Origin of the sequence: Rhizobium herbae (assembly GCF_017873135.1) — a bacterium.
GTDB lineage: Bacteria > Pseudomonadota > Alphaproteobacteria > Rhizobiales > Rhizobiaceae > Pararhizobium > Pararhizobium herbae.
This window is the reverse complement of record NZ_JAGGJV010000003.1, coordinates 71,937-91,656: the sequence shown is the minus strand read 5'-3', so window position 1 is coordinate 91,656 and position 19,720 is coordinate 71,937. Positions and strand designations below refer to the sequence as shown.

Below are 19,720 nucleotides of genomic sequence, written 5' to 3'. Positions count from 1 at the left end.
CATCAAACCCGCATCGCAGGATTAACCCGTGCCGTTCTCCATCTCCTTCGTTCCTGAAATCCGTTTCGGCGAAAACCTCCATGAAACCATCGGTTCCGCCGCCAAGGCATTTGGCGCTCACACGGCAGCCATCGTCATCGACGGTTTCCTGGCGCAATCGGGGCTGGCTGGCAGAATTGTCGCCCAGATGCAGGCCGAAGGCATCGAAGCGCGTGTGTTCTCCGATTTCGCCGGCGAGCCGAAGATCGCCCATGTGCGGCACGCGACCGAAGTCGTCACGGGTGCGGAGGTGGTCATCGGCATCGGCGGCGGGTCGGCGCTGGATATCGCCAAGATCGCTGCCTGCTGCGCCGCCTCCGGCGAGGATGCCATGCATTATGCTCTGGCCGCCAATCCACTGCCGAAGAACCCGTTGAAGAAGATCATGGTGCCGACGACGGCGGGAACCGGGTCAGAGACATCGGCCACCAACATTTTCGCCGGTCCCGAGGGCAAGAAACTGTGGATCTGGGGTGCGGAAACCAAGGCCGATCTCGTCCTGCTCGATCCGGTGCTGACGGCGACGCTGCCGGCGAACCTGACCGCCTGGTGCGGTATGGATGCTTTCATCCATGCGTTCGAGGCCGCCACCAATCGCAACGCCCATGCCGGCGGCAAGTTCTATGCCCATGAAGCCTTGCGCCTCCTGACCGGCGCGCTGGAAACGGCGGTCAAGGAACCGGATAATATGGCGGCACGCGGCAAGGTGCTGCTCGGCTCCTGCTACGCCGGCATCGCCATCGACAATTGCGGCACCGCCGTCGCCCACAATATCAGCCATGCCATGGCGGGTCTTGCGCCCGTGCATCACGGGCTTGCCACCGCGCTCGGTTTCGAGGCGACGCTTGCCTGGCTGGTCGAGGCCGATACCGCCGATCTCCATGCCGCCGCGAAAGCCTGCGGTCTCGTCGATGCGGCTGAACTTCCGGCGTTCGTCTCCGGCCTGATGGATCGCTGCGGTATCGTTCGAGCCCTGCCGAAGGCCTTTGCGGCTATCGATGCACAAATGCTCGCCACTGAGATGAAGGCGCCGGAAAATCAGCCGATGCGCCGCTCGACCATCCGCGACATCAGCGACGCGGACATTGCCCGTTTCGCCGCCTCCATCATGTCCCTTCCGAAGGCAGCCTGATCATGACCAAGCCATATACCCGCGACTACTGGGAAAACGTCCTCTCTGCGCTGAAGCCGGAAGGCCGTCATTTCATCGATGGCGAACTGTCTGCGTCCTCCTCCGGCCAGACCTTCACGCGCATCCGTCCGATGGATGGAAAGCCGGGTGGCGTTCTTGCCCGCGGCAACGCTGCCGATATCGACCGGGCGGTGACAGCGGGACGGGCGGCCTTTGCCAGCGGCGTCTGGCGCCACAAGGATCCGGCGGAAAAGAAGAAGATCATGCTGAAATGGGCGCAATTGATCCGCGACCATGGCGACGAACTGGCGATGCTGGAAACGCTCGATGTCGGCAAGCCGGTGATGGCATCGCTCACCGTCGATGTGCGCCTTTGCGCCGATGGCATCCAGTTTTACGGTGAGATGATAGACAAACTCTATGACGAGGTTGCCCCGACGCCGCCCTCGGAGCGCGCCATCGTGCGCAAAGTGCCGATCGGGGTCATCGGCGCCATCACGCCGTGGAACTATCCGATGATCATCGACGCCTGGAAGCTCGGACCGGCGATTGCTGCCGGAAATTCCGTCGTGCTGAAGCCCGCCGAACAGTCTTCGCTGTCGGCGATCCGCCTTGCCCAACTCGGCTTCGAGGCCGGTCTTCCGGCCGGCGTGCTCAATGTCGTCACCGGCTTTGGCGAGGAGACCGGCAAACCGCTGGCGCTGCACATGGATGTCGACATGATCGCCTTTACCGGCTCCACCGAGGTCGGCAAGCTGATCATGGGCTATGCGGCGCAGTCCAACGTCAAGCGCGTGGCGCTCGAACTCGGCGGCAAGTCGCCGCTGGTGGTCTTTGCCGATGCCGATCTCGATGCGGCAGCGTCGGCTGTCGCCTGGGGCTGCTTCTACAATTCCGGCGAGACCTGCCATGCCTCGACGCGGCTGATCGTTCAGCGTTCTGTACAGGACGCTTTAATTGCCAAGATCGAAGCCGTCACCAGGAGCGACATCGCGCTTGCCCATCCCTTTGAGCCGTCCGCCCAGATCGGGGCGCTGATCGAGGAGGAGCATATGAACAAGGTGCTTTCCATGATCGCGGCCGGCGAGAAGGAAGGCGGGCGCCGGGCCTTCGGCGCCGAGCGGGTGCTGTCGGAAACCGGCGGCTATTATGTCTCCCCCGGCGTCTTCGTCGACATGACCAACGACATGAGCCTGGCGCGTCAGGAAATCTTTGGTCCCGTGCTTGCCGCCATCCCCTTCGAAACCGAGGAGGAAGCGCTGAGGATCGCCAACGACACGATCTACGGCCTCGCCGGCGCCGTCTTCACCACGGACATGAACCGTGCACATCGCTTCTCCGAAAGCCTGCATGCCGGCACGGTCTGGATCAACACCTACGACATGGCGAATTTCGCGACACCCTTCGGCGGCTTCAAGCAGTCCGGCTTCGGCCGCGACCGCTCGGTGCATGCGATCGACAAATATTGCGACTACAAGACCATCTGGCAGCATTTCGGCTGAGGGGAGCAAGAGCCATGAGCAAGATCGTTTCCATCGAGATCACCCATCACCGCCTGCCGCTGGATCCGGCCTTCAAGGCAAGCTGGGACGGCCGTCCGCGCCAGCATTTCGATGCGACCATCGTTCGCGTTCGGGACGACGAGGGCCGCGAGGGCATCGGCTCCGGCGACCTGATGAAGGGCTTCGAGGGGCATGAGGACCTGTTTATCGGGCAGGACCCGCGCCATCTGGAGCGGCATTACGAGGTGCTGTCGCATATCAGCTTCCACTATGGCCGCTGCTGGCCGATGGATCTCGCTCTGTGGGACCTATCGGGCAAGATTACCGGCGAGCCCGTCTGGCGCATGCTCGGCGGCCGCGCCGACAAGGTCAGACTCTATGCCTCCTCCGGTGTGCTGCGCGACCCGTCGGCGATGGCCGATCAGGCCGAGCGCTATATCGAGGAAGGCTTCCCGGCCATGAAAGTGCGCTTTTCCTCCTCGACCGGCGGTCGCGGCAGCTGGAAGGCGGATATCAAGGCGCTTGAGGCCGTGCGCGCGCGCGTCGGCGACAAGCTCGAGCTGATGGTCGATTGTAATCAGGGCTGGCGCATGCCGTGGGACACGACGCTGTCCTGGACGTTCAAGGATGCGTTGACTGTTGCGAAGGAACTGGAAAAGCTCGATATCTACTGGATGGAAGAGCCGCTGTTCCGTTCAGACCGCGAAGGCATGCGGCGGCTCTCGGATGCGACTTCGGTCCGCATCGCCGGCGGCGAGATGACCCGCGAACTCTATGAGTTCCGCGATATCATCGAGGAGCGCGCCTTCGACGTCATCCAGCCCGACGTGGCGCTGGTCGGCGGCATCACCGGTTGCCGGCGTCTTGCCTATCAGGCCCGCGAAGCCGGTGTGATGTTCACGCCCCATTCCTGGACCAACGGCATCGGCGTTCTGGCCAACGCGCATCTGACGGCCGGTGCCGGCGATGCGCCGTTCCTCGAATATCCCTACGACAATCCGGAATGGAGCGAGGAGCGCCGCGACTATCCGATGGTCTCGCCGCTGAAGCACAAGGACGGTTGGCTGGAACTGGGCGAGGCGCCGGGGCTGGGTATTGTGCTGGACGAGGAGCGGCTGAAGGCGACGCGGGTTTAAGCGTCATTGTCCACAGCGTCACACATCGACGGATCGCAATTGCCAAACAGATGACCGTTCTCCACGTGTTCCAGAACGTGGCAGACGAAGAGCGGGGGTTGAAAGTCGGATGTCTCTTAGCGCGCAACGGCGGTCGGGCGGGTCTCGACAGTTCCGCTACTGAAGATGATCACCGCGAACAACAGCACCCCGGCGAACGTGATCAGCGATGCGACCGCGACCACGGGCTCCATGGAAGGATTGCCCGTGAGCATGAGGTAGAGCGCGGGGACCATCAACGCCACGCCGGTGGTGTAGACAAAATACTGGATCATGGCGATCCGCCGTTCTGCCTTGGCCGGGTTCAGAGCGTGGTATCCGCCGAAGATTGCCATCGTCACCCAGCCGAGCAGATTGGCGTGGGCATGCGCGCCGATGGCGCTATGATCCTGCGAGATGACCATGTTGAGACCCATCGAAATTCCGACGATCAGGAAAATGATGGCGGTGCGAAAGTAGAGCTGTGCGACGCGCGGCATTTGTATTCCCCCAAGTGTTGCCCCGGAGTGAATATTAGCATTCAAGCCAAGGTATAGAGAGGGACAAATTTGGGTGTTTCCTTTGCTGAGGCCGAGCGATACCTCGTTCAAGTCAGGTAGACTTCAATTCCCCTCATCCGGAATATTCAATACGTGCCCGCAGGCCTTGCAATGCACGGCGTTGGCGTCATGGCGCTGCAGGCCGCATTGCGGGCAGGGGAAAACCACCTTGTGGGGTCGTACGATTGCCTGTGCCAGCCGCACGAACAATGAGATGCCGAAGATCATCGTGACGATCGAGGTGAGCTTGCCAAGCGTGCCGGGCAGGGTGATATCGCCGAACCCGGTCGTCGTTATGGTGGCGACGGTGAAATAGAGCGCATCGACGAAACCTTCGGCGCCCGCCACGTGATAGAAAAATGCCGTGTAGACGAAGCCGGTGACGAGGAACAGGAAAGTCAGGAAGTTGATGCAGGCGCGGATGATGTCTTCCCATTCGGCATAGCCCGCCCGCTTGATCAAAAGCGTGAATACCTTGCTTTGGCCGAGCGACCAGATGCGGAAGGCGCGCAGGAAGGCGAAGTTGGAAAACTGGGTCGGAAACAGCAGCGTCGCCAGGATAGCGATATCGACCCAGGTCATCGGCCGCGTCAGCCAGCGTTTGAGATTCGAGGCGATCAGCGCCCGCGCGCCGAGTTCGAAGGCGATCAGGGCGGCGATCGCGTAGTCGATGATGAGGTAAGTTCTTCCGGCGCTGAAATAGGGTCCGAGGAGAAAGAAAATGATGATGGCAAGATCGACCACCGCCATGGTGATCTGGAACTGGATCGCCCGTGCGCTGGTTCCGAGATAAAGCATGCGCAGGCGGGCGCGCAGAGTGCTCAATATCGGTCCTTCCGGTATTTCTGTATCGATCTGCTCTGTCATGAAAACGGGATAGGCCGGCGAGATGCAACGGTCAATGCCAAGCACGCACAGTTCCGCCATAGTTCTTTTCCAGATATCGCCATGCCCCTTTCTTGCGGGTTCTCAAGGGTTGAAAATCGGAACCTGAATGTTACAGGAAGTTCACTTTATTTTGCGGCCGGCCGGGATGTATATCGTCGCCGATGTTGCCGTTTAAAATGCTTTGCCAGGTGCCGCATGTCCAATACGATCGATAAAAACGATGAGTCCAACGGGGCTCAAACCGTGATTCAGCGGGTGTTTCTGCAAGGCCGGCTGCTGGCGGCGGCAGCCACGATTCTCATTCTGGCGCTCGCCGGCTACGCGATCTTCCACCTCACGAGCGAAGTCCGCTACGAGGACGTGATGTCCGCGCTCGGGGAGACCAGCGCGGCGTCGGTCGCGCTTGCCATCGGCTTTACCGCCTTGAGCTTCTTCGCCTTGACCTTTTACGATGTCGGGGCGTTGATCTACCTCAAACGCAAGCTGCCCTATGCCGACGTCGCGCTGACAGCCTCTGCCGCCTATGCCGTCGGCAATACGGCAGGCTTCGGCCCGTTGAGCGGCGGCGCCATCCGCTATCGCGCCTATTCCCGTCTGGGCTTGAGGCCGGAGGAAATCGCCGGCGTCATCGCGTTCGTCACCCTTGCCTTCGGGCTCGGACTTGCAAGCGTCGCCTCCCTCAGCCTTTTGATGATCGCCCCGGAAGTCGCGCCGCTCGTCGGCGTGAGTTCGCCTGCCTTGCGCGCCATTGCCGTGCTGATACTGACCGCTCTTGCAGCTCTGATGGTGGCGGGGCGTGACAATCGGGCCTTGCAGCTGGGGCGTTTTTCGCTGCGCATTCCCGATTCGCGCACGGCGTCGCGCCAGTTCCTCATCACCGTGCTCGACATCGCGGCCTCGGCCTCCGTCCTCTACGTACTCCTGCCCGACGGGGTCATCGGCTGGCCGGCATTCCTTGCCATTTATGCGGTGGCCGTCGGGCTGGGCGTTCTCAGCCATGTGCCGGCAGGGCTCGGCGTCTTCGAGGCCGTGATAGTCGCTGCGCTCGGCCAGGCAGCCGATGTCGACACGGTCCTCGGCGCGCTGGTCCTCTATCGCCTCATCTACCACGTCCTGCCGCTTCTGCTGGCGGTCATTTTCGTCATCGGCGCCGAGTTGCGCAGCCTCTATCACAAGCCGGTCGCTTCGAGCCTGCGCCGGGTTGGGGCCAGGCTGACGCCGCTTCTGCTGGCGACACTCGCTCTCATTCTGGCAGCCATGCTGGTGTTTTCGAGCGTCACCCCGACACCGGACGACAATCTGGCATTCCTTGCCGACTATGTGCCGCTGCCGGTGATCGAAGGCGCACATTTTCTGGCGAGCCTTCTCGGCCTCGTCCTCGTCATCATCGCCCGCGGTCTTGCCCGGCAGCTGGACAGCGCCTGGTGGGCGGCGCTCGTCGTTGCCGTCGTCGCGCTGCTGTTTTCTCTCCTCAAGGCCGTTGCCCTGATCGAGGCGAGCCTGCTGGCATTTTTCATCGTCAGCCTGCTTGCCACGCACCGCATGTTCGACAGGCCGGCGAACCTGTCGAACGAACGGCTGACGGTGCCGTGGCTGACGGCGATGCTGGCGCTCTGTGCTTTCGCGGTGATCGTTCTGCTGTTCGTCTATCGCGACGTGGAATACAGCAATACGCTCTGGTGGCAGTTCGAACTGTCGGAGGAAGCGCCGCGCGGCCTTCGTGCGGTGCTGGGATTGACGATCTTTTCCGGCGCGGCGGCGCTGTGGAGCCTGTTACGGCCCGCAAAAGGCTCTTTCAAGGCTTCATCGGCAGAGGAGATGGAAAAAGCGATCGCCATTGTCCGCGCGCAGGATATGTCGGATGCCAATCTGGTGCGGATGGGCGACAAGAGCCTGATGTTTTCGGCCGATGGCCGGGCTTTCATCATGTATGGGCGGCAGGCCCGCTCCTGGATCGCTCTGTTCGATCCGGTCGGCCCGCGTGATGCATGGCCGGATCTGATCTGGCGGTTCATCGAGGAAGCGCGGTCCTGCGGCTGCCGGCCGGTATTCTATCAGGTATCGCCCGCCGGGCTCTCCTATTACGCGGATGCGGGGTTGCGTGCATTCCGCCTCGGCGAACTGGCCACAGCGGACCTCACCACCTTCGAGCTGAAGGGCGGCAAGTGGGCCACCCTGCGGCAGACCGTCAGCCGGGCGCAACGGGACGGGCTGCAGTTTTCGGTCGTCGAACCCGAAGATATTCCGGCGATCATGGACGAACTGGTCTCCGTATCGGATGCATGGCTTGCGCATCACCGCGCCAAGGAAAAGGGCTTTTCGCTGGGAGCGTTCAACAAGGACTATATTGTCGCCCAGCCGGTCGGAATTCTGCGGCTTGACGGCCGGATCGTGGCGTTTGCCAATATCCTGGTGACGGATGTCTGCGAGGAAGGCACGATCGACCTCATGCGCTTCCTGCCGGAGGCGCCGAAGGGATCGATGGATTTTCTCTTCGTCTCCCTGATGGAATATTTGCGCGGCAAGGGCTTCAAGCGTTTCAATCTCGGCATGGCGCCTCTGGCCGGCCTCTCGGAGCGCCGTTCGTCGCCGGTCTGGGACAAGGTCGGTCGCACGGTTTTCGAACACGGCGAACGCTTCTATAATTTCAAGGGATTGAAGGCTTTCAAGTCCAAGTTTCATCCGCAATGGCAGCCTCGCTATATGGCGGCGGGTGGTGGTATCAATCCTGTGCTGGCACTCATGGATGCGACATTTCTCATCGGCGGCGGTGTAAAGGGGATTGTGAAGAAATGATCTGGAAAACCTGTCGTCATGCCGTTTTTGCCGCTGGTCTGCTTTTCTCCGCATCCGGAGCCCGCTGCGAGGACGCGGCCGCGTTCGATACGGGCATGATTCCGTCGCCGCATATTCTGATGCCTGACGGCGATGTCGCCGCTGCCGTCGTCCTGATCTCGGATAAAACCGGCTGGTCGGACAAGGAGGATGCACTTGCCAAGAGCCTCACCGGCGGCGGGGCGCTGGTTATCGGCATCGATCTGCCGAGCTATCTGGCTTCTCTGGCAAAGGATGACGGTGAGTGCGTCTATATGGTGTCGGATATCGAGGCGCTGAGCCAGGAGGTCCAGCGTGCGGCGAAGAACACCGACTATCACCTGCCGATCGTGGCGGGCGCCGGTGCCGGCGGCGCGCTTGCCCTTGCAATTGCCGCGCAGACGCCTGCGGCGACAATCGGCCAGACATTGGCAGTAGACCCCGAAGCCGGCATCGCCCTCACCAAAGAGCTGTGCACGCCGGCCGACAAGAAAACGGTGGGCGACCATATGATCTATGGCCTCACCGACGGCGCGCTGCCCGATCCAATTACGGTGCTCTTCACTGGTGCGGCGCCAGCCGACGGCCGCGCGCATGTTGCCGAGTTGACCGCCAAACACAGCGATATCGAAATCACGGAAACGGATGACGACATGTGGAAGGCTTTTTCCGACGCACTGTCGGCTCTCGTCTCTGCGTCCGCAGGCGACGACAATCCGCTCGGCCTGCCATTGACCGTGCTCGATGCCAAGCCGACGCGGGATACGATGGCGATCGTCTATTCCGGCGACGGCGGCTGGCGCGATATCGACAAGGAGGTTGGCGATATCCTGCAGCAGCAGGGAATGCCGGTGGTCGGCGTCGATTCGCTGCGCTACTTCTGGTCCGAGCGCCAGCCCCAGGAAACCGCCGACGACCTGCATCGCATCATCGCGCTCTACAGCAAGCGCTGGAATGTGAAGCATATCCTGCTGATCGGTTATTCCTTCGGCGCGGATATCCTGCCCCGGACCTACAATCTCCTGCCGCAGGCAGATCGCGACAGGATTGCGCAGGTATCCCTGATGGCGGTGTCCCACCAGGTGGATTACAAGATCTCCGTACTTGGCTGGCTTGGCGCTACCGGATCGGACGGCGCCGGTGATCCGGCGGATGACATCGCCAAGATTAACCCCGCTCTCGTGCAATGTATCTACGGGACAGAGGACGACGACGATGTCTGCCCGACCCTGAAGGGAACCGGCATAGAGGTTATTCCCATCGAAGGCGGCCATCATTTCGATGAGGACTATCCGGCCTTGGCCAAGCGCCTTCTTGATGGGTACGATCGCAGGCTGGCTGCAAAGGCCAAACCTTGAAATATTGAACCTGACAATTGTACCTAGGTTCCAGAACGAGAAGCTGAAAGCGGGTTATTGCTTCTTGGGTTCTTCGGAAGCCGTGCGGCCGCCCGATATGGTGCTGACGGTTGCCGAAACCGGGTCGCTCGCCGGAAAGGATGCTTCCAGACCCTCGTCGAGCTGCTCTTCCAGCATGCCGGTGTCATTTGCGGTCCTGGCGCTGCGCAGCGATATGACTGCCGGGGATTCCCCTTCGGATGCGCCATGGTGCTTGGTGTCGTCTTCTGCCGCCTCATCGTCCGGCTGATGGAAAGTCGCCACCTGCAGCATCATCGCCTTGGCTTTTTCGATCGCGTTAAGGCGGTTAAGACCGTCATTTTCGCCGTTGTGCATCTGAACGGAGATGACATCGCCGCCTTCGCCGACGAATTCAACGGTCATGAACCCGGATGAAACTTGCGGGTGGACCTGCGTGCCGATTACTTGCATGGCAATTGCCTCCGTGAATGAGTTGCGGTTGATAACAGTCCCGGATGGGTTTTGTTCCGCGTGGCAGGCATATCCGCAAGTATGGCGGCGGGGTCTCCGGTGGCGGTAAGAACGCGAGGGGGCGACACAACCGCCTGAAACGAAAAAGAGCGGCCGGAGCCGCTCTTCATCAGGAGAATGGAGAGGCAGCGATCAGGCCGCCACGTCGTCCAGTTCGCGTTCCTTGAACATGCGGGCGAGATTGAGGAAGCAGATCATGCCGGTTTCGTTGGCGATGATGCCTTCCGCATAGCTCTTGTCGAAGGACGTGGTGATTTCCGGGACGGGCTGCACCTGGTCGCCGCGGACGGTCAGGATGTCGGAAACGCGGTCGACGACAAGGCCGATGACCATGTTGTGGACTTCGGCGACGACGATGGCGCTGCGCTCGTTGGCAACGGTGCTCTTCATGCCGAGCTTGTGGGCAAGGTCGATGATCGGAATGACCGTGCCGCGCAGGTTCATGACGCCGAGAACGTCGGCCGGCGAATGCGGGATCGGCGTCGAGGGGGCCCAGCCGCGGATTTCGCGGATCGTCGTCGTCTTCACGCAGAATTCCTGATCGTGAAGGCGGAAGGCGATGATCTCCAGCGTTTCGCCGTCGAAACCTGCCATTTTCAATGCATTCGTCATCTGCGGTTCCTTCCCGTTGCGGCTTTCGGCTGGCGTTCTGGCGCCTAGCTTCAAGACAGTCTGCGGCTGCATGTTGCTCGCGGATTCCTCCGCTTGGCGCTTGCTGCGTCAGATAAATTGTCTGGAATGCCGGTTACATCCGGTCGGGGGCGATGCGTCATGCACGGCCTGATAGCCGTTCGCGCCTTGAAAAGAACCTTATATCAAAAATCGTTAAGAGATGCTTTTTGGTGCCAGAGGAATGTGCATCGGCGTCGGCCGATGCACATTCCTCATCCTCAGTTTGACGTCAGAACACCGGCGAACTGCTCGACCGCCCAGTCGACCTGGTCTTGCGTAATGACCAGTGGCGGGGCGATGCGGATGGTGTCGCCGTGCGTGTCCTTGGCGAGGATGCCGCGTTCCTTCAGCGCTTCGCAATATTTGCGGGCGCCTCCGGCTTCCGGCACGAGCTCGACAGCCAGCATCAGGCCGCGGCCGCGAACTTCCTTGATGATGTTGGAGCGGATGTCCTTCAGGCCGTTCTGGAAGCGGTCGCCCATGCGGGCGGAGTTGCCGATCATGTCTTCCTCGGTCAGCGCTTTCAAGGCCGCGCGGGCAATGGCGCAGGCCAGCGGATTGCCGCCGAAGGTCGAGCCGTGCTGGCCGGGCTTGAGCACACCAAGCACCTCGGAGTTTGAAAGCACTGCGGAAACCGGATAGAAGCCACCGGAGAGCGCCTTGCCGATCAGCGTCATGTCGGCTTCGATGCCTTCATGCTCCTCGGCGAGCAGCTTGCCGGTGCGGCCGAGACCGGTCTGGATCTCGTCGAGGATCAGCGTGATGCCGTGCCTGGAGCAAAGAGCGCGGACCTCGGGGAAATAGCCCTGCGGCGGGATCATCACGCCGGCCTCGCCCTGGATCGGCTCGATCAGAAAGGCGACGGTGTTCTCGTTGATCGCCGCGCGAAACGCTTCGATATCGCCGAATGGCACGGTCTTGAAGCCGGGCGCGAAGGGGCCGAAGCCGCTGCGGGCATCCGGGTCGGTCGAGAAGCCGACGATGCCCATGGTGCGGCCATGGAAATTGTTGGAGCAGACGACGATCTCGGCCTTGTTTTCCGCGACACCCTTGACCTCGTAGCCCCATTTGCGCACCGCCTTGACGGCGGTTTCGACGGCTTCGGCGCCGGAGTTCATCGGCAGGATCTTGTGGCTGCCGGTGAGCGCTGCCAGTTCCTCGTAGAAATGCGCCAGCTGGTCGTTGCGGAAAGCGCGCGAGGTCAGCGTCAGCTTGCTTGCCTGTTCCACCATCGCGGCGAGGATCTTCGGGTGGCAATGGCCCTGGTTGACGGCGGAATAGGCCGACAGGCAATCGAGATAGCGGTTGCCGTCGAGGTCCCAGACATAGACGCCTTCACCGCGCGACAGAACCACGTCGATCGGCTTGTAGTTGTGTGCGCCCAGCCGGTATTCGGTTTCGATCAGTGCATTGGTCGTGTTCATGCGGTTCTCCATAGGCTTTGGGGCTCAGGCGCTGCGGGTGGGGCGATCGAGGATGCGGCGCCCGAACAGGCTTGCCGTCAGCTCGACAAGGATGCGGGCGCTCTTGCCGCGATCGTCGAGGAAGGGGTTGAGTTCGACCAGATCGAGCGAGGAGACGAGGCCCGTGTCACAGAGCATCTCCATGATCAGGTGCGCTTCGCGGAACGTCGCGCCGCCCGGAACGGTCGTACCAACGCCGGGGGCGAATTCCGGATCGAGGAAATCGACGTCGAGGCTGACATGCAGCAGGCCGTTGGCGGCTTTCACCGTGGCGATGATCTCGTGCATGATATGGGCCATGCCGGTCTCGTCGATGGCGCGCATGTCGAAGACGTTGACGCCATGCTTGGCGATTTCCTCGCGCTCGCGCTCGTCGACGGAGCGAATGCCGACCTGGAAGACCTTCTTCGGATCGACGAAGGGGCGGTCCTTGTCGAGGATCGGCGCGAATTCGGCCTCGCCGCAAAAGAAGGCGACCGGCATGCCGTGCATGTTGCCCGAGGGCGTCGTTGCCGGCGAATTGAAATCGGCATGGGCATCGAGCCAGAGAACGAAGAGCGGCCGGCCGACATCGGCGGCGTGACGGGCCATGCCGGAGACGGAGCCCATGGCTAGAGCATGGTCGCCGCCAAGGATGATCGGAACGCCGCCGGCGCGGGCAACATCGTGGACTGCGGTATCGAGCGCACGGGTGAAGGCGGCAACGATCTGCAGGTTGTTGGCGCCCTTGTGGTTGGGAAGATCGCGGGCCGGCAGCGGCTTCAGGTCGCCGTCGTCGGTGACCGTATGGCCAAGGTCGGCCAGCGTCGTGTCGAGGCAGGCAATGCGCAGGGCGGCCGGGCCCATGGCGCAACCGCGGCGGCCGGAGCCTTCTTCGATCGGTGCGCCGATCAGCGTGATCTTCTTCTTAGGGTCAGCCATGATTTTCCCCGCAGGTTTGCGTGATGCCGGTTTGCCCGGCTTGTGTGCGGAGTATACGGGTTTAAGCGTTGGCAAATAGATGGAAAACTGGCAAATAGAAGGCAATAATCGACACTATGATAAGTACGGATAGGCAAAATGATAAGCCTCGACGATCTCGACCATTCCCTGATCAGCGCCTTGCGTCACAACGCCCGCACGCCTGTGTCGTCGCTTGCCGCCACCACCGGCGCCTCGCGGGCCACGGTCGCTGCGCGTATCGAAAGGCTGGTGGCATCCGGTACGATCGCCGCCTTCACGATCCGCACAGGGGCCGAACTTTCCGGCAGCGGCGTGCGGGCAATCGTGATGATCGAGATCCACGGAAAGATGGCCGACCGTGTGGCGACGCAGCTGCGCGGCCTGCCGCAGGTGCGCGCCCTTCATTCCACCAACGGCCGCTGGGACTTCATCGCCGAGCTGGAAGACAAGGACCTTGGCACCTTCGACGAGACGCTGCGCCTGATACGGCTGATCGACGGGATCAATCTGACGGAAACGAATATCCTGCTGAAGACGAGCAAGATCTCGGCGGCGTTTTAGGCCAGATTAGACGAGCAGTGGAATAGACAATTCGGCCTTCTGATAACGTTTACTGGTGATCAAATGGAGTTGGAGTTTTTAATGAAGGACACCGTAACTTACGTCGACTTGCCGAGCCGAGTTGAAGTGATCGAGAAGTTGACAGCTCTCGCAGAAGGAAGATCTGTGCCCGATGATACCGCAAACTGGGCGCTGTATTGGCTACTCGCGGACCAGACCCCCGGCGTTGACGTCCGGATTCATGACTGGCCTGTGTGGGACGCGATTACGCTGTTGGCTGGCGCTGATGCGCACGGTGGGGACAGACCCTATCTCTATGGGGAAGAGGATTTTGTCGATTGGCTGAAAGAATTGACTGACGCACCGGTTCGATCCACTCCGCCTTAATATTCCTTCTCATAGAAAATCCCCCCACCCGCGCCGCTACTGCCTGCTTCGCCGCGCAGCTTGACGCCGCGGCCGACGTCGAGGTTGATGATCGCCTTGCCGCCGCCGGCCTCGGCACCGGATTGAAGTTCGAGATAGGTGCGATCGTTGAGATATTTGCCGGCGGTCACGGTGGCGCCGCCAGTGGCATCGGTGGAAACGTCGAGATCGTCGACGCCGAGCTTGTTGCGCAGGCCGCTCAGAAGCGAGTTGGAACCGCCGCCGGCCAGTTCGCTGACGGCGCTGGCAAGCTGCGCGATCTGCAGGGCCGACAGGTTGGACAGCGACCGGTTGAAGATCAGCTGCGCCAGGATTTCGTCCTGCGGCAGGGCGGGCGACGACGAGAAGGTGATGGTCGGATTGTTGGCAAGGCCCGCGACGTTGACGGTGATCGTCGTCGAGCCGGCCGTCGACGTGGCGTCGAGGTCGAGCGTCGGGATCAGGTTTCCACCGAAGCTGATCGTGCCGTCGGCGAAATTCAGCCGCTTGCCGAGGATTTCCAGCCGGCCGCGCCGCATCTGGAAGGCGCCGGAAACCGCCGGTTCGGCTGCGGTTCCCCGGATGGTCAGGTCGCCGCCCAGCTCCGCGTCGATGCCGCGTCCGCGAACGAAGAGCTTTCCGGGCGCGCTGACGGCAAGATCGAAGGCAACGCCGCCGCTCTTGGGCCCGCCGCCGCTCACCGTGTCGTTGCGGACGTCCGCCTGCATCTGCCGGACCTTGGCCGGGGCATTCTTGTGCTTGATGTTGATTTCCGACAGCGATGCCGGCAGTTTTTCCGGGATGGTAATGGCGGCCTTCTGGATGGTGACCTTTCCACCCAGCACCGGCGTTGCCGTCAACGAACCCTTCAGGGTCATGGCGCCATCGACATTGGCCGTGAACAGGCTGCCATCGACATAGGTGGCGTTGTCGAGGCGGATGGAAAGATCAGCCGGAAACCCGGAGCCGGGCGTGATGCCGATCGTACCGCTGACATCGAGCGAGCCGCCGCTGGCAAGCTTTCCGGAGAGCTTCTGGATAGCCGCCTGCTTGCCGTCGAGGGACACGTTGGCGGTGAGGTCGGTGATTGCGAGATTGCGGCGGACATCGACAAGGCGCGCGCCGGAAGTCGAGATCGTGCCGTTAATTTGCGGTGCCGTGGCTGCGCCCTTGATGGACACATCGACATTGGCGGCGCCGGTCAGCGTAAAGCCCTGCTGCGCAAGAAGCCCGGCTGCGAGGCTGAAGGGCAGGTTGCCGGAGAGTTTCATATCGATCGGCCTGTTGCCGGCAATACCGACCTTGCCGCCGCCCTTGAAGGTGAGGCCACCGGCGCCGTTGATCGTGGTGTCGAGCGTCACGCTGTTGTCGGCAAACTGGCCCTTGGCGGCAATGTCGAGCGCTCCGACGCCGGCGGACTTTGCTTGTGCAATGGCTGCATTGGCCCAGCGCAGGTCATAGGCCACGACCGGTGCCGCGGAGGTTCCCTTGACGCCGACAGTGCCGCTGATGGCGCCGTCCGCACCCAGAGATGGGACGAAGGTATTGGCAAGGCTGGCTGGCAAAGCGTTGAGATTGACGTCGAGGTCCAGCTTTTCACCGGCCGAGCCGGTGACCGCGATCGTGCCGCCGGAGGCGGCGATCGTCAGCTTCTGCAGGCTGACAATGCCGTTTTCGATGGTAATCACCGTCGGTGCCGACAGCTTCACCGGGATCTTTTTCGGTGCTGCCGCGAAGGACGCCAGGTTGACAACGGTCTTGCCGGCCGCCGTCTGGATGTCGGCGCGCAGGCTGAGCGGTGCCCCGTCATATCGGCCGTCGAGCGTGACATTGGTCTTGCCCGCCTGCTGGACGAAATCGAGCTTCAGGCCACTGACGCGGTTCTGCCCCTGCGCGAAGGTCTCGACGGAGAGATTGCCCTTGACCGCCAGCGATTTCAGGTCGGCGATGGTAATGTCGGCGACCGGTCTGGTGATGACGAGATCGCCGCGCTTGATGCCCGAGCCGCTGGCCTTCAGCGCAATCGAGGTCGTGCCGCCGTCGCTGTTGATCGATGCGGAGCCTGCCATGTCGCCGGAGGCCTTTTCGCCGGCCATGGCGGCGAGCAGGCCGACATCCGGGAACGTGAAATCGATCGTCCCTTGCGGCAGGAAATCTGTGGTGAACTGGATCTTGCCGTTCAGTTTGTTGTCGCCGACCTGAACCTGAAGAACCGGGACACTGGTGCGGCCTTCTTCCGAGACGAGTTCCGCGTTGACATTGATTGCCTGGCCACCGAGGGCGCCGGTGGCCTTGATTTTTGCCTGCGGGTTTTTCGGATTGGCGGTGGCATCGGCGGTCAGCTGGAGGTCGCTGAGCGTGCGGCCGGCCAGCGTCGCGCCGCTGGAGGTGACCTCGGCCTTGATGCCGAGATTGTCGAGCGGACCGGAAGCATCGACCTTGAAGTCCGCAATGCCGCTGGCGTCGGCCAGTACCTTGCCGAGGTCCGGCAATGTCCCGGTCACCGCAGCCGTCAGGTTTCCAGCCTTGAGGCCGACCGAACCGGCCGCCTGAATGGTTCCGGAGGCGACGGCCAGCCTGGTGACATCGACGGCGCCGTCCGCGCCGGTGGTCACCATGCCGGAAAGCGTCAACGGCGTATCGAATTTGGGCGAAAGCGATGTCGGCAGGCCGGCGGGAAGGACGGAGAGGTTGAACCCGGCATTCAGGGCATTCGCGGCAACGTCGAACGAGCCTTGAAGCGTGCCGCCGAGATTGGTGCTTTTGACGGTGACGGGATCGAAACCGATCCGTTCCGGCGACACGTCCAGCGTGGTTTCGACCTTGAGCGGTCCCTTGGCCAGCCTGTCGAGATCGGCGTTGGCGAGCTGCGTAGTTCCCGTCTCGATCCTGGTTTTCACGAGGCCGCTGCGGGTGGACAGGTTGAAGGTGTCGCTGTGTGCGGTGAGCTTGATCGCCTCAAGTCGGCCCTGCGGCAAGGCGAGTTGGCCGACGATGGCTTGCACGTCGAGGGCGGCGGATTGCATGTCCCCTTTGATCGACGCCGTGCCCGTATCGAGCACCACATGGACCTCGCCGTCTTTCAGCGGCAGGCGGGCGTCGATTCCCGCGAACTTGGCGGTTACGTCGAGCTTCTCGCCGGCGCTGCCGTTCAGCGTTACCGTGCCGCCGGAAGCGGCGATCGCTAATTCCTGGAGATTGACCGTGCCGTTCTCGATCGTGATCGTTGTCGGGCTCGCGAGTTGCAGCGGGATTTTCTTTGGCGCAGCGGCAAAGGACTGGAGGTTGATCGTCGTCTTGCCGCCAGCGCTTTGCAGGTCGCCGCGTGCCGTGAGCGGGGCGGCGTCATAGGTGCCGTCGAGCGCGAAATTGGTTTTCGGGCCTTGCTGCTCGAAGCCAAGCTTGAGGCCGGCGAGGCGATTGTCGCCCTGCCTGACCTCTTCCACCGTTACGGCGCCCTTGATCGCCAGAGCCTTCAGGTCGGCTATGGTGATGTCCGCGGCCGGCTTGCTGATCACCAGATCGCCACGGGTGATGCCGGCGCCGCTGGCCTTGACGGCAACGGAAGTGATGCCATTTTCCGATTTGATGCTGGCGCTGCCCGCAAGGTCGCCGGAGGCCGTTTGGCCGGCCATTGCGGCCAGCAGGCCGAGGTCCGGGAAATTGAAGGCAATGGAACCGTTCGGCTGGAAATCCTGCGTCAGGTCCAGCGAGCCCTTCAGCGTATTCTCACCGATCGCCGCTTCGATCGACGGAAGACTGGTGCTGCCCTTGGCGGAGGCGATATCGGCCTTGGCGTTGATTGCCTGCCCGTCGAGCGTACCTGTTGCGGTGATCGTTGCGTTCGGCCCGTTCTGGCCGACTGTCGCATCGGCGTTGACGGCAAGATCGTTGAGGGTGCGACCGGCAAGCGTTGCGCCGTTCGCTGTCACCTCGGCCTTGACGGCCAGGGCATCGAGCGGTCCGTTGACATCCGCCTTGAAATTGGCGGCGCCCTTGGCGTTGGCGAGGAATTTGCCGATTTCCGGAACCGTGCCGCTGATGGCCGCCGTCAGGTTTCCGGTTTCGAGTGCTGCCGATCCGGTGGCCTCGATGGTTCCGGACTTTAGCACCAGGTCGCTGACAGTGAGGTTGCCGTTCGCGCCGGTGCCCAGATTGCCGGTCATGGAGATGGTCGTGTCGAATTTTTCAGCCAGCGCCGGCGGCAGGACGGCGGGAACGGCAAAGAGCTTGAAGGCGGTGGCAATCGTGTTTTCGGCAATCGTATAGGAACCGGTCAATGTGCCGCCGACGCTGGCGCTTTCCAGCGTGACCGGATCGAAGGATACCGTTTCCGGGGTGACGGAAACGGTGCCGTCGATCTTCACCGGCCCCTTGATCAGCCGGTCGATATCGGCGCTGACGAAACGTGTGGCGCCGGTCTCGATCGTGGTTTTCAGCGGCCCCGTTTTTGTCGAGAGGTTGAAGGCGTCGCTATAGGCGTGCAGCTTGATGGCGTCGATTTCGCCCTGTGGAAGCGTCGCCTTGCCGATATCGGCGCCGATGTCGAGGACGGCCGTCTGGGCCTCGCCGATCAGCGAAACGCTGGCGTTGTTGATGGAAAGCTGCGCCTCGCCCTTTGCCAGCGGCAGACGAAAGTCAATCGGACCATTCGTGCCGGTGAGGCTTGCCTGCAGGTCGTTTTGACCCGCGGTGCTGTAGGTGCCGGAGGCGGCGAACGTCAAAGCACCGGTCGAGACATTACCCCTATTAATACGCATGGTCGTGCCGTCGAGCGCTGCGGACAGGTCGATGTCGGTCGTGCCTTCGAAAAGCGGCCTGAAAACGGCCGGCAGGAGATTGCTGAAGGTTCCGCCGCCCTTGAGCGACAGGGTGCGGAAACCGTCAGGGGCAAGCGTGTGCTCGCCAGCGACCTTCAGCACCTCATTGCCATCGAGTGCCGCGGTTGCCGCACCGGTCCATTTCGTCAGCGGACCGTCGCCGGTTACGGAAATGCTGACCGCGGGTTCGCCGGGCAGGCGCATGGCCTTGGCGAGAAGACCGCCCTTCGGCTCGGTGATGGTGGTTTCCAGCTTCAGCTCGTTACCGGCGGGGTTGAAGACGATGTCGGCAATGGCCTTGGCATCAGGCCGGTCGCGCTGGGCGATGGCAAGGGCCGCGGCGATGCTGGCATTGGTGGCGTTCAGCTTGCCCTGCGCGCTGAGGAACTGGTCTACCCCGGCAATATCCTTGCCGATGATAATTTCCTTCAGGTCGAAGGCATCGATCTTCACATCAAGCGGCAAAGCAAAGGTCTGGCGGACCTCGCGGGTTTCCTGCGAGGGGATCGGCAACCGTTCGAGACGCACGGACCCTGCGGACAGTTTTGCCGCATCGAAACGCTTGGAGAAAAGCGCCGTCGGCGACCAGTTGATCGCCACTTCGCGGATTTCGGCGTAGATGCCCTTGCTGTCGAACAGGGTGACGCTGGAGGCGGTGAAATCACCGGTCAGCAATGCGCTCGGATCGTTGATGCGGACGATCTGGTCCGGTGTCGAGGCGTATTTCTCGATCATTGCTGCAACAAAGCGCGCGCCAGGTGCGGTGAATCCGGCAAAGAGAGCAAGCAGCACGACGGCGACAAGGCCAAAGCCGAGGCCGTAAACCAGCCAACGCGAAGCGATCTTCAGAAAGCGGAGCAAACGATTCATCGGTCATCC

14 protein-coding genes are annotated in these 19,720 nt (G+C 62.1%); 7 read left to right on the top strand and 7 right to left on the bottom strand.

Annotated features, from left to right (window positions below; translation table 11 throughout):
• The first annotated feature begins 28 nt into the window (after positions 1-28).
• The 3 genes from J2Z75_RS09225 to J2Z75_RS09215 are packed head-to-tail and all read left to right on the top strand — an operon-like array spanning position 29 to position 3,809.
• A complete protein-coding gene (locus J2Z75_RS09225; protein ID WP_209850920.1) occupies positions 29-1,171 on the top strand; it encodes an iron-containing alcohol dehydrogenase in 1,143 nt (380 codons plus the stop codon).
• Between the two features lie 2 nt (positions 1,172-1,173).
• Positions 1,174-2,673, top strand: a complete 1,500-nt coding sequence (locus J2Z75_RS09220; RefSeq protein ID WP_209850918.1) for an aldehyde dehydrogenase — start codon at positions 1,174-1,176, stop codon at positions 2,671-2,673.
• A 14-nt stretch (positions 2,674-2,687) separates the two neighbouring features.
• On the top strand, positions 2,688-3,809 hold the full coding sequence (locus J2Z75_RS09215) for a mandelate racemase/muconate lactonizing enzyme family protein (RefSeq protein WP_209850917.1): 1,122 nt from the start codon (positions 2,688-2,690) through the stop codon (positions 3,807-3,809).
• A 116-nt stretch (positions 3,810-3,925) separates the two neighbouring features.
• On the opposite strand, the gene J2Z75_RS09210 is transcribed toward J2Z75_RS09215, so the two are convergent.
• Positions 3,926-4,327, bottom strand: a complete 402-nt coding sequence (locus J2Z75_RS09210) for a hypothetical protein (protein WP_209850916.1) — start codon at positions 4,325-4,327, stop codon at positions 3,926-3,928.
• 123 nt (positions 4,328-4,450) lie between these two features.
• Positions 4,451-5,254, bottom strand: coding sequence for a potassium channel family protein (locus tag J2Z75_RS09205; RefSeq protein ID WP_209852186.1), 804 nt, complete (start codon positions 5,252-5,254; stop codon positions 4,451-4,453).
• A 216-nt stretch (positions 5,255-5,470) separates the two neighbouring features.
• Between J2Z75_RS09205 and mprF the strand changes: the two genes are divergently transcribed.
• On the top strand, positions 5,471-8,071 hold the full coding sequence (gene mprF / locus J2Z75_RS09200) for a bifunctional lysylphosphatidylglycerol flippase/synthetase MprF (RefSeq protein WP_209850915.1): 2,601 nt from the start codon (positions 5,471-5,473) through the stop codon (positions 8,069-8,071).
• Positions 8,068-9,447 carry a virulence factor family protein gene (locus J2Z75_RS09195; RefSeq protein WP_209850913.1) on the top strand — a complete coding sequence of 460 codons (1,380 nt, stop codon included), beginning with the start codon at positions 8,068-8,070 and terminating at the stop codon, positions 9,445-9,447. The genes mprF and J2Z75_RS09195 overlap by 4 nt, the downstream gene beginning before the upstream one ends.
• 54 nt (positions 9,448-9,501) lie before the next feature.
• Here the strand turns inward: J2Z75_RS09195 and J2Z75_RS09190 are convergent, their stop codons facing one another.
• From J2Z75_RS09190 to rocF, 4 genes are all read right to left on the bottom strand, one after another.
• Positions 9,502-9,918, bottom strand: coding sequence for a hypothetical protein (locus tag J2Z75_RS09190; RefSeq protein ID WP_209850911.1), 417 nt, complete (start codon positions 9,916-9,918; stop codon positions 9,502-9,504).
• A gap of 192 nt (positions 9,919-10,110) precedes the next feature.
• Positions 10,111-10,590: a chemotaxis protein CheW gene (locus J2Z75_RS09185; protein ID WP_209850909.1), complete on the bottom strand. Its 480-nt coding sequence runs from the start codon at positions 10,588-10,590 to the stop codon at positions 10,111-10,113.
• Positions 10,591-10,868: 278 nt separating this feature from the next.
• On the bottom strand, positions 10,869-12,074 hold the full coding sequence (gene rocD, locus J2Z75_RS09180) for an ornithine--oxo-acid transaminase (protein WP_209850906.1): 1,206 nt from the start codon (positions 12,072-12,074) through the stop codon (positions 10,869-10,871).
• A gap of 24 nt (positions 12,075-12,098) precedes the next feature.
• Positions 12,099-13,034: an arginase gene (rocF, locus tag J2Z75_RS09175; RefSeq protein ID WP_209850904.1), complete on the bottom strand. Its 936-nt coding sequence runs from the start codon at positions 13,032-13,034 to the stop codon at positions 12,099-12,101.
• Between the two features lie 138 nt (positions 13,035-13,172).
• Here rocF and J2Z75_RS09170 point away from each other — a divergent pair, with 138 nt between their 5' ends.
• On the top strand, positions 13,173-13,616 hold the full coding sequence (locus J2Z75_RS09170; protein ID WP_209850901.1) for an Lrp/AsnC family transcriptional regulator: 444 nt from the start codon (positions 13,173-13,175) through the stop codon (positions 13,614-13,616).
• 81 nt (positions 13,617-13,697) lie between these two features.
• The gene (locus tag J2Z75_RS09165) at positions 13,698-14,003 is read left to right on the top strand and encodes a hypothetical protein (RefSeq protein WP_209850899.1); all 306 of its coding nucleotides are present in this window, start codon (positions 13,698-13,700) and stop codon (positions 14,001-14,003) included.
• Here J2Z75_RS09165 and J2Z75_RS09160 read toward each other — a convergent pair.
• The gene (locus tag J2Z75_RS09160) at positions 14,000-19,711 is read right to left on the bottom strand and encodes a translocation/assembly module TamB domain-containing protein (RefSeq protein ID WP_209850896.1); all 5,712 of its coding nucleotides are present in this window, start codon (positions 19,709-19,711) and stop codon (positions 14,000-14,002) included. The genes J2Z75_RS09165 and J2Z75_RS09160 overlap by 4 nt on opposite strands.
• Positions 19,712-19,720: the final 9 nt, after the last annotated feature.

Bases quoted from the DNA above. Each gene is read 5' to 3' on its own strand.
- J2Z75_RS09220 (WP_209850918.1), top strand. From the start codon at position 1,174: ATGACCAAGCCATATACCCGCGACTACTGGGAAAACGTCCTCTCTGCG.
- J2Z75_RS09215 (WP_209850917.1), top strand. From the start codon at position 2,688: ATGAGCAAGATCGTTTCCATCGAGATCACCCATCACCGCCTGCCGCTG.
- J2Z75_RS09210 (WP_209850916.1), bottom strand. From the start codon at position 4,327: ATGCCGCGCGTCGCACAGCTCTACTTTCGCACCGCCATCATTTTCCTG.
- J2Z75_RS09205 (WP_209852186.1), bottom strand. From the start codon at position 5,254: ATGACAGAGCAGATCGATACAGAAATACCGGAAGGACCGATATTGAGC.
- mprF (WP_209850915.1), top strand. From the start codon at position 5,471: ATGTCCAATACGATCGATAAAAACGATGAGTCCAACGGGGCTCAAACC.
- J2Z75_RS09195 (WP_209850913.1), top strand. From the start codon at position 8,068: ATGATCTGGAAAACCTGTCGTCATGCCGTTTTTGCCGCTGGTCTGCTT.
- J2Z75_RS09190 (WP_209850911.1), bottom strand. From the start codon at position 9,918: ATGCAAGTAATCGGCACGCAGGTCCACCCGCAAGTTTCATCCGGGTTC.
- J2Z75_RS09185 (WP_209850909.1), bottom strand. From the start codon at position 10,590: ATGACGAATGCATTGAAAATGGCAGGTTTCGACGGCGAAACGCTGGAG.
- rocD (WP_209850906.1), bottom strand. From the start codon at position 12,074: ATGAACACGACCAATGCACTGATCGAAACCGAATACCGGCTGGGCGCA.
- rocF (WP_209850904.1), bottom strand. From the start codon at position 13,034: ATGGCTGACCCTAAGAAGAAGATCACGCTGATCGGCGCACCGATCGAA.
- J2Z75_RS09170 (WP_209850901.1), top strand. From the start codon at position 13,173: ATGATAAGCCTCGACGATCTCGACCATTCCCTGATCAGCGCCTTGCGT.
- J2Z75_RS09165 (WP_209850899.1), top strand. From the start codon at position 13,698: ATGAAGGACACCGTAACTTACGTCGACTTGCCGAGCCGAGTTGAAGTG.
- J2Z75_RS09160 (WP_209850896.1), bottom strand. From the start codon at position 19,711: ATGAATCGTTTGCTCCGCTTTCTGAAGATCGCTTCGCGTTGGCTGGTT.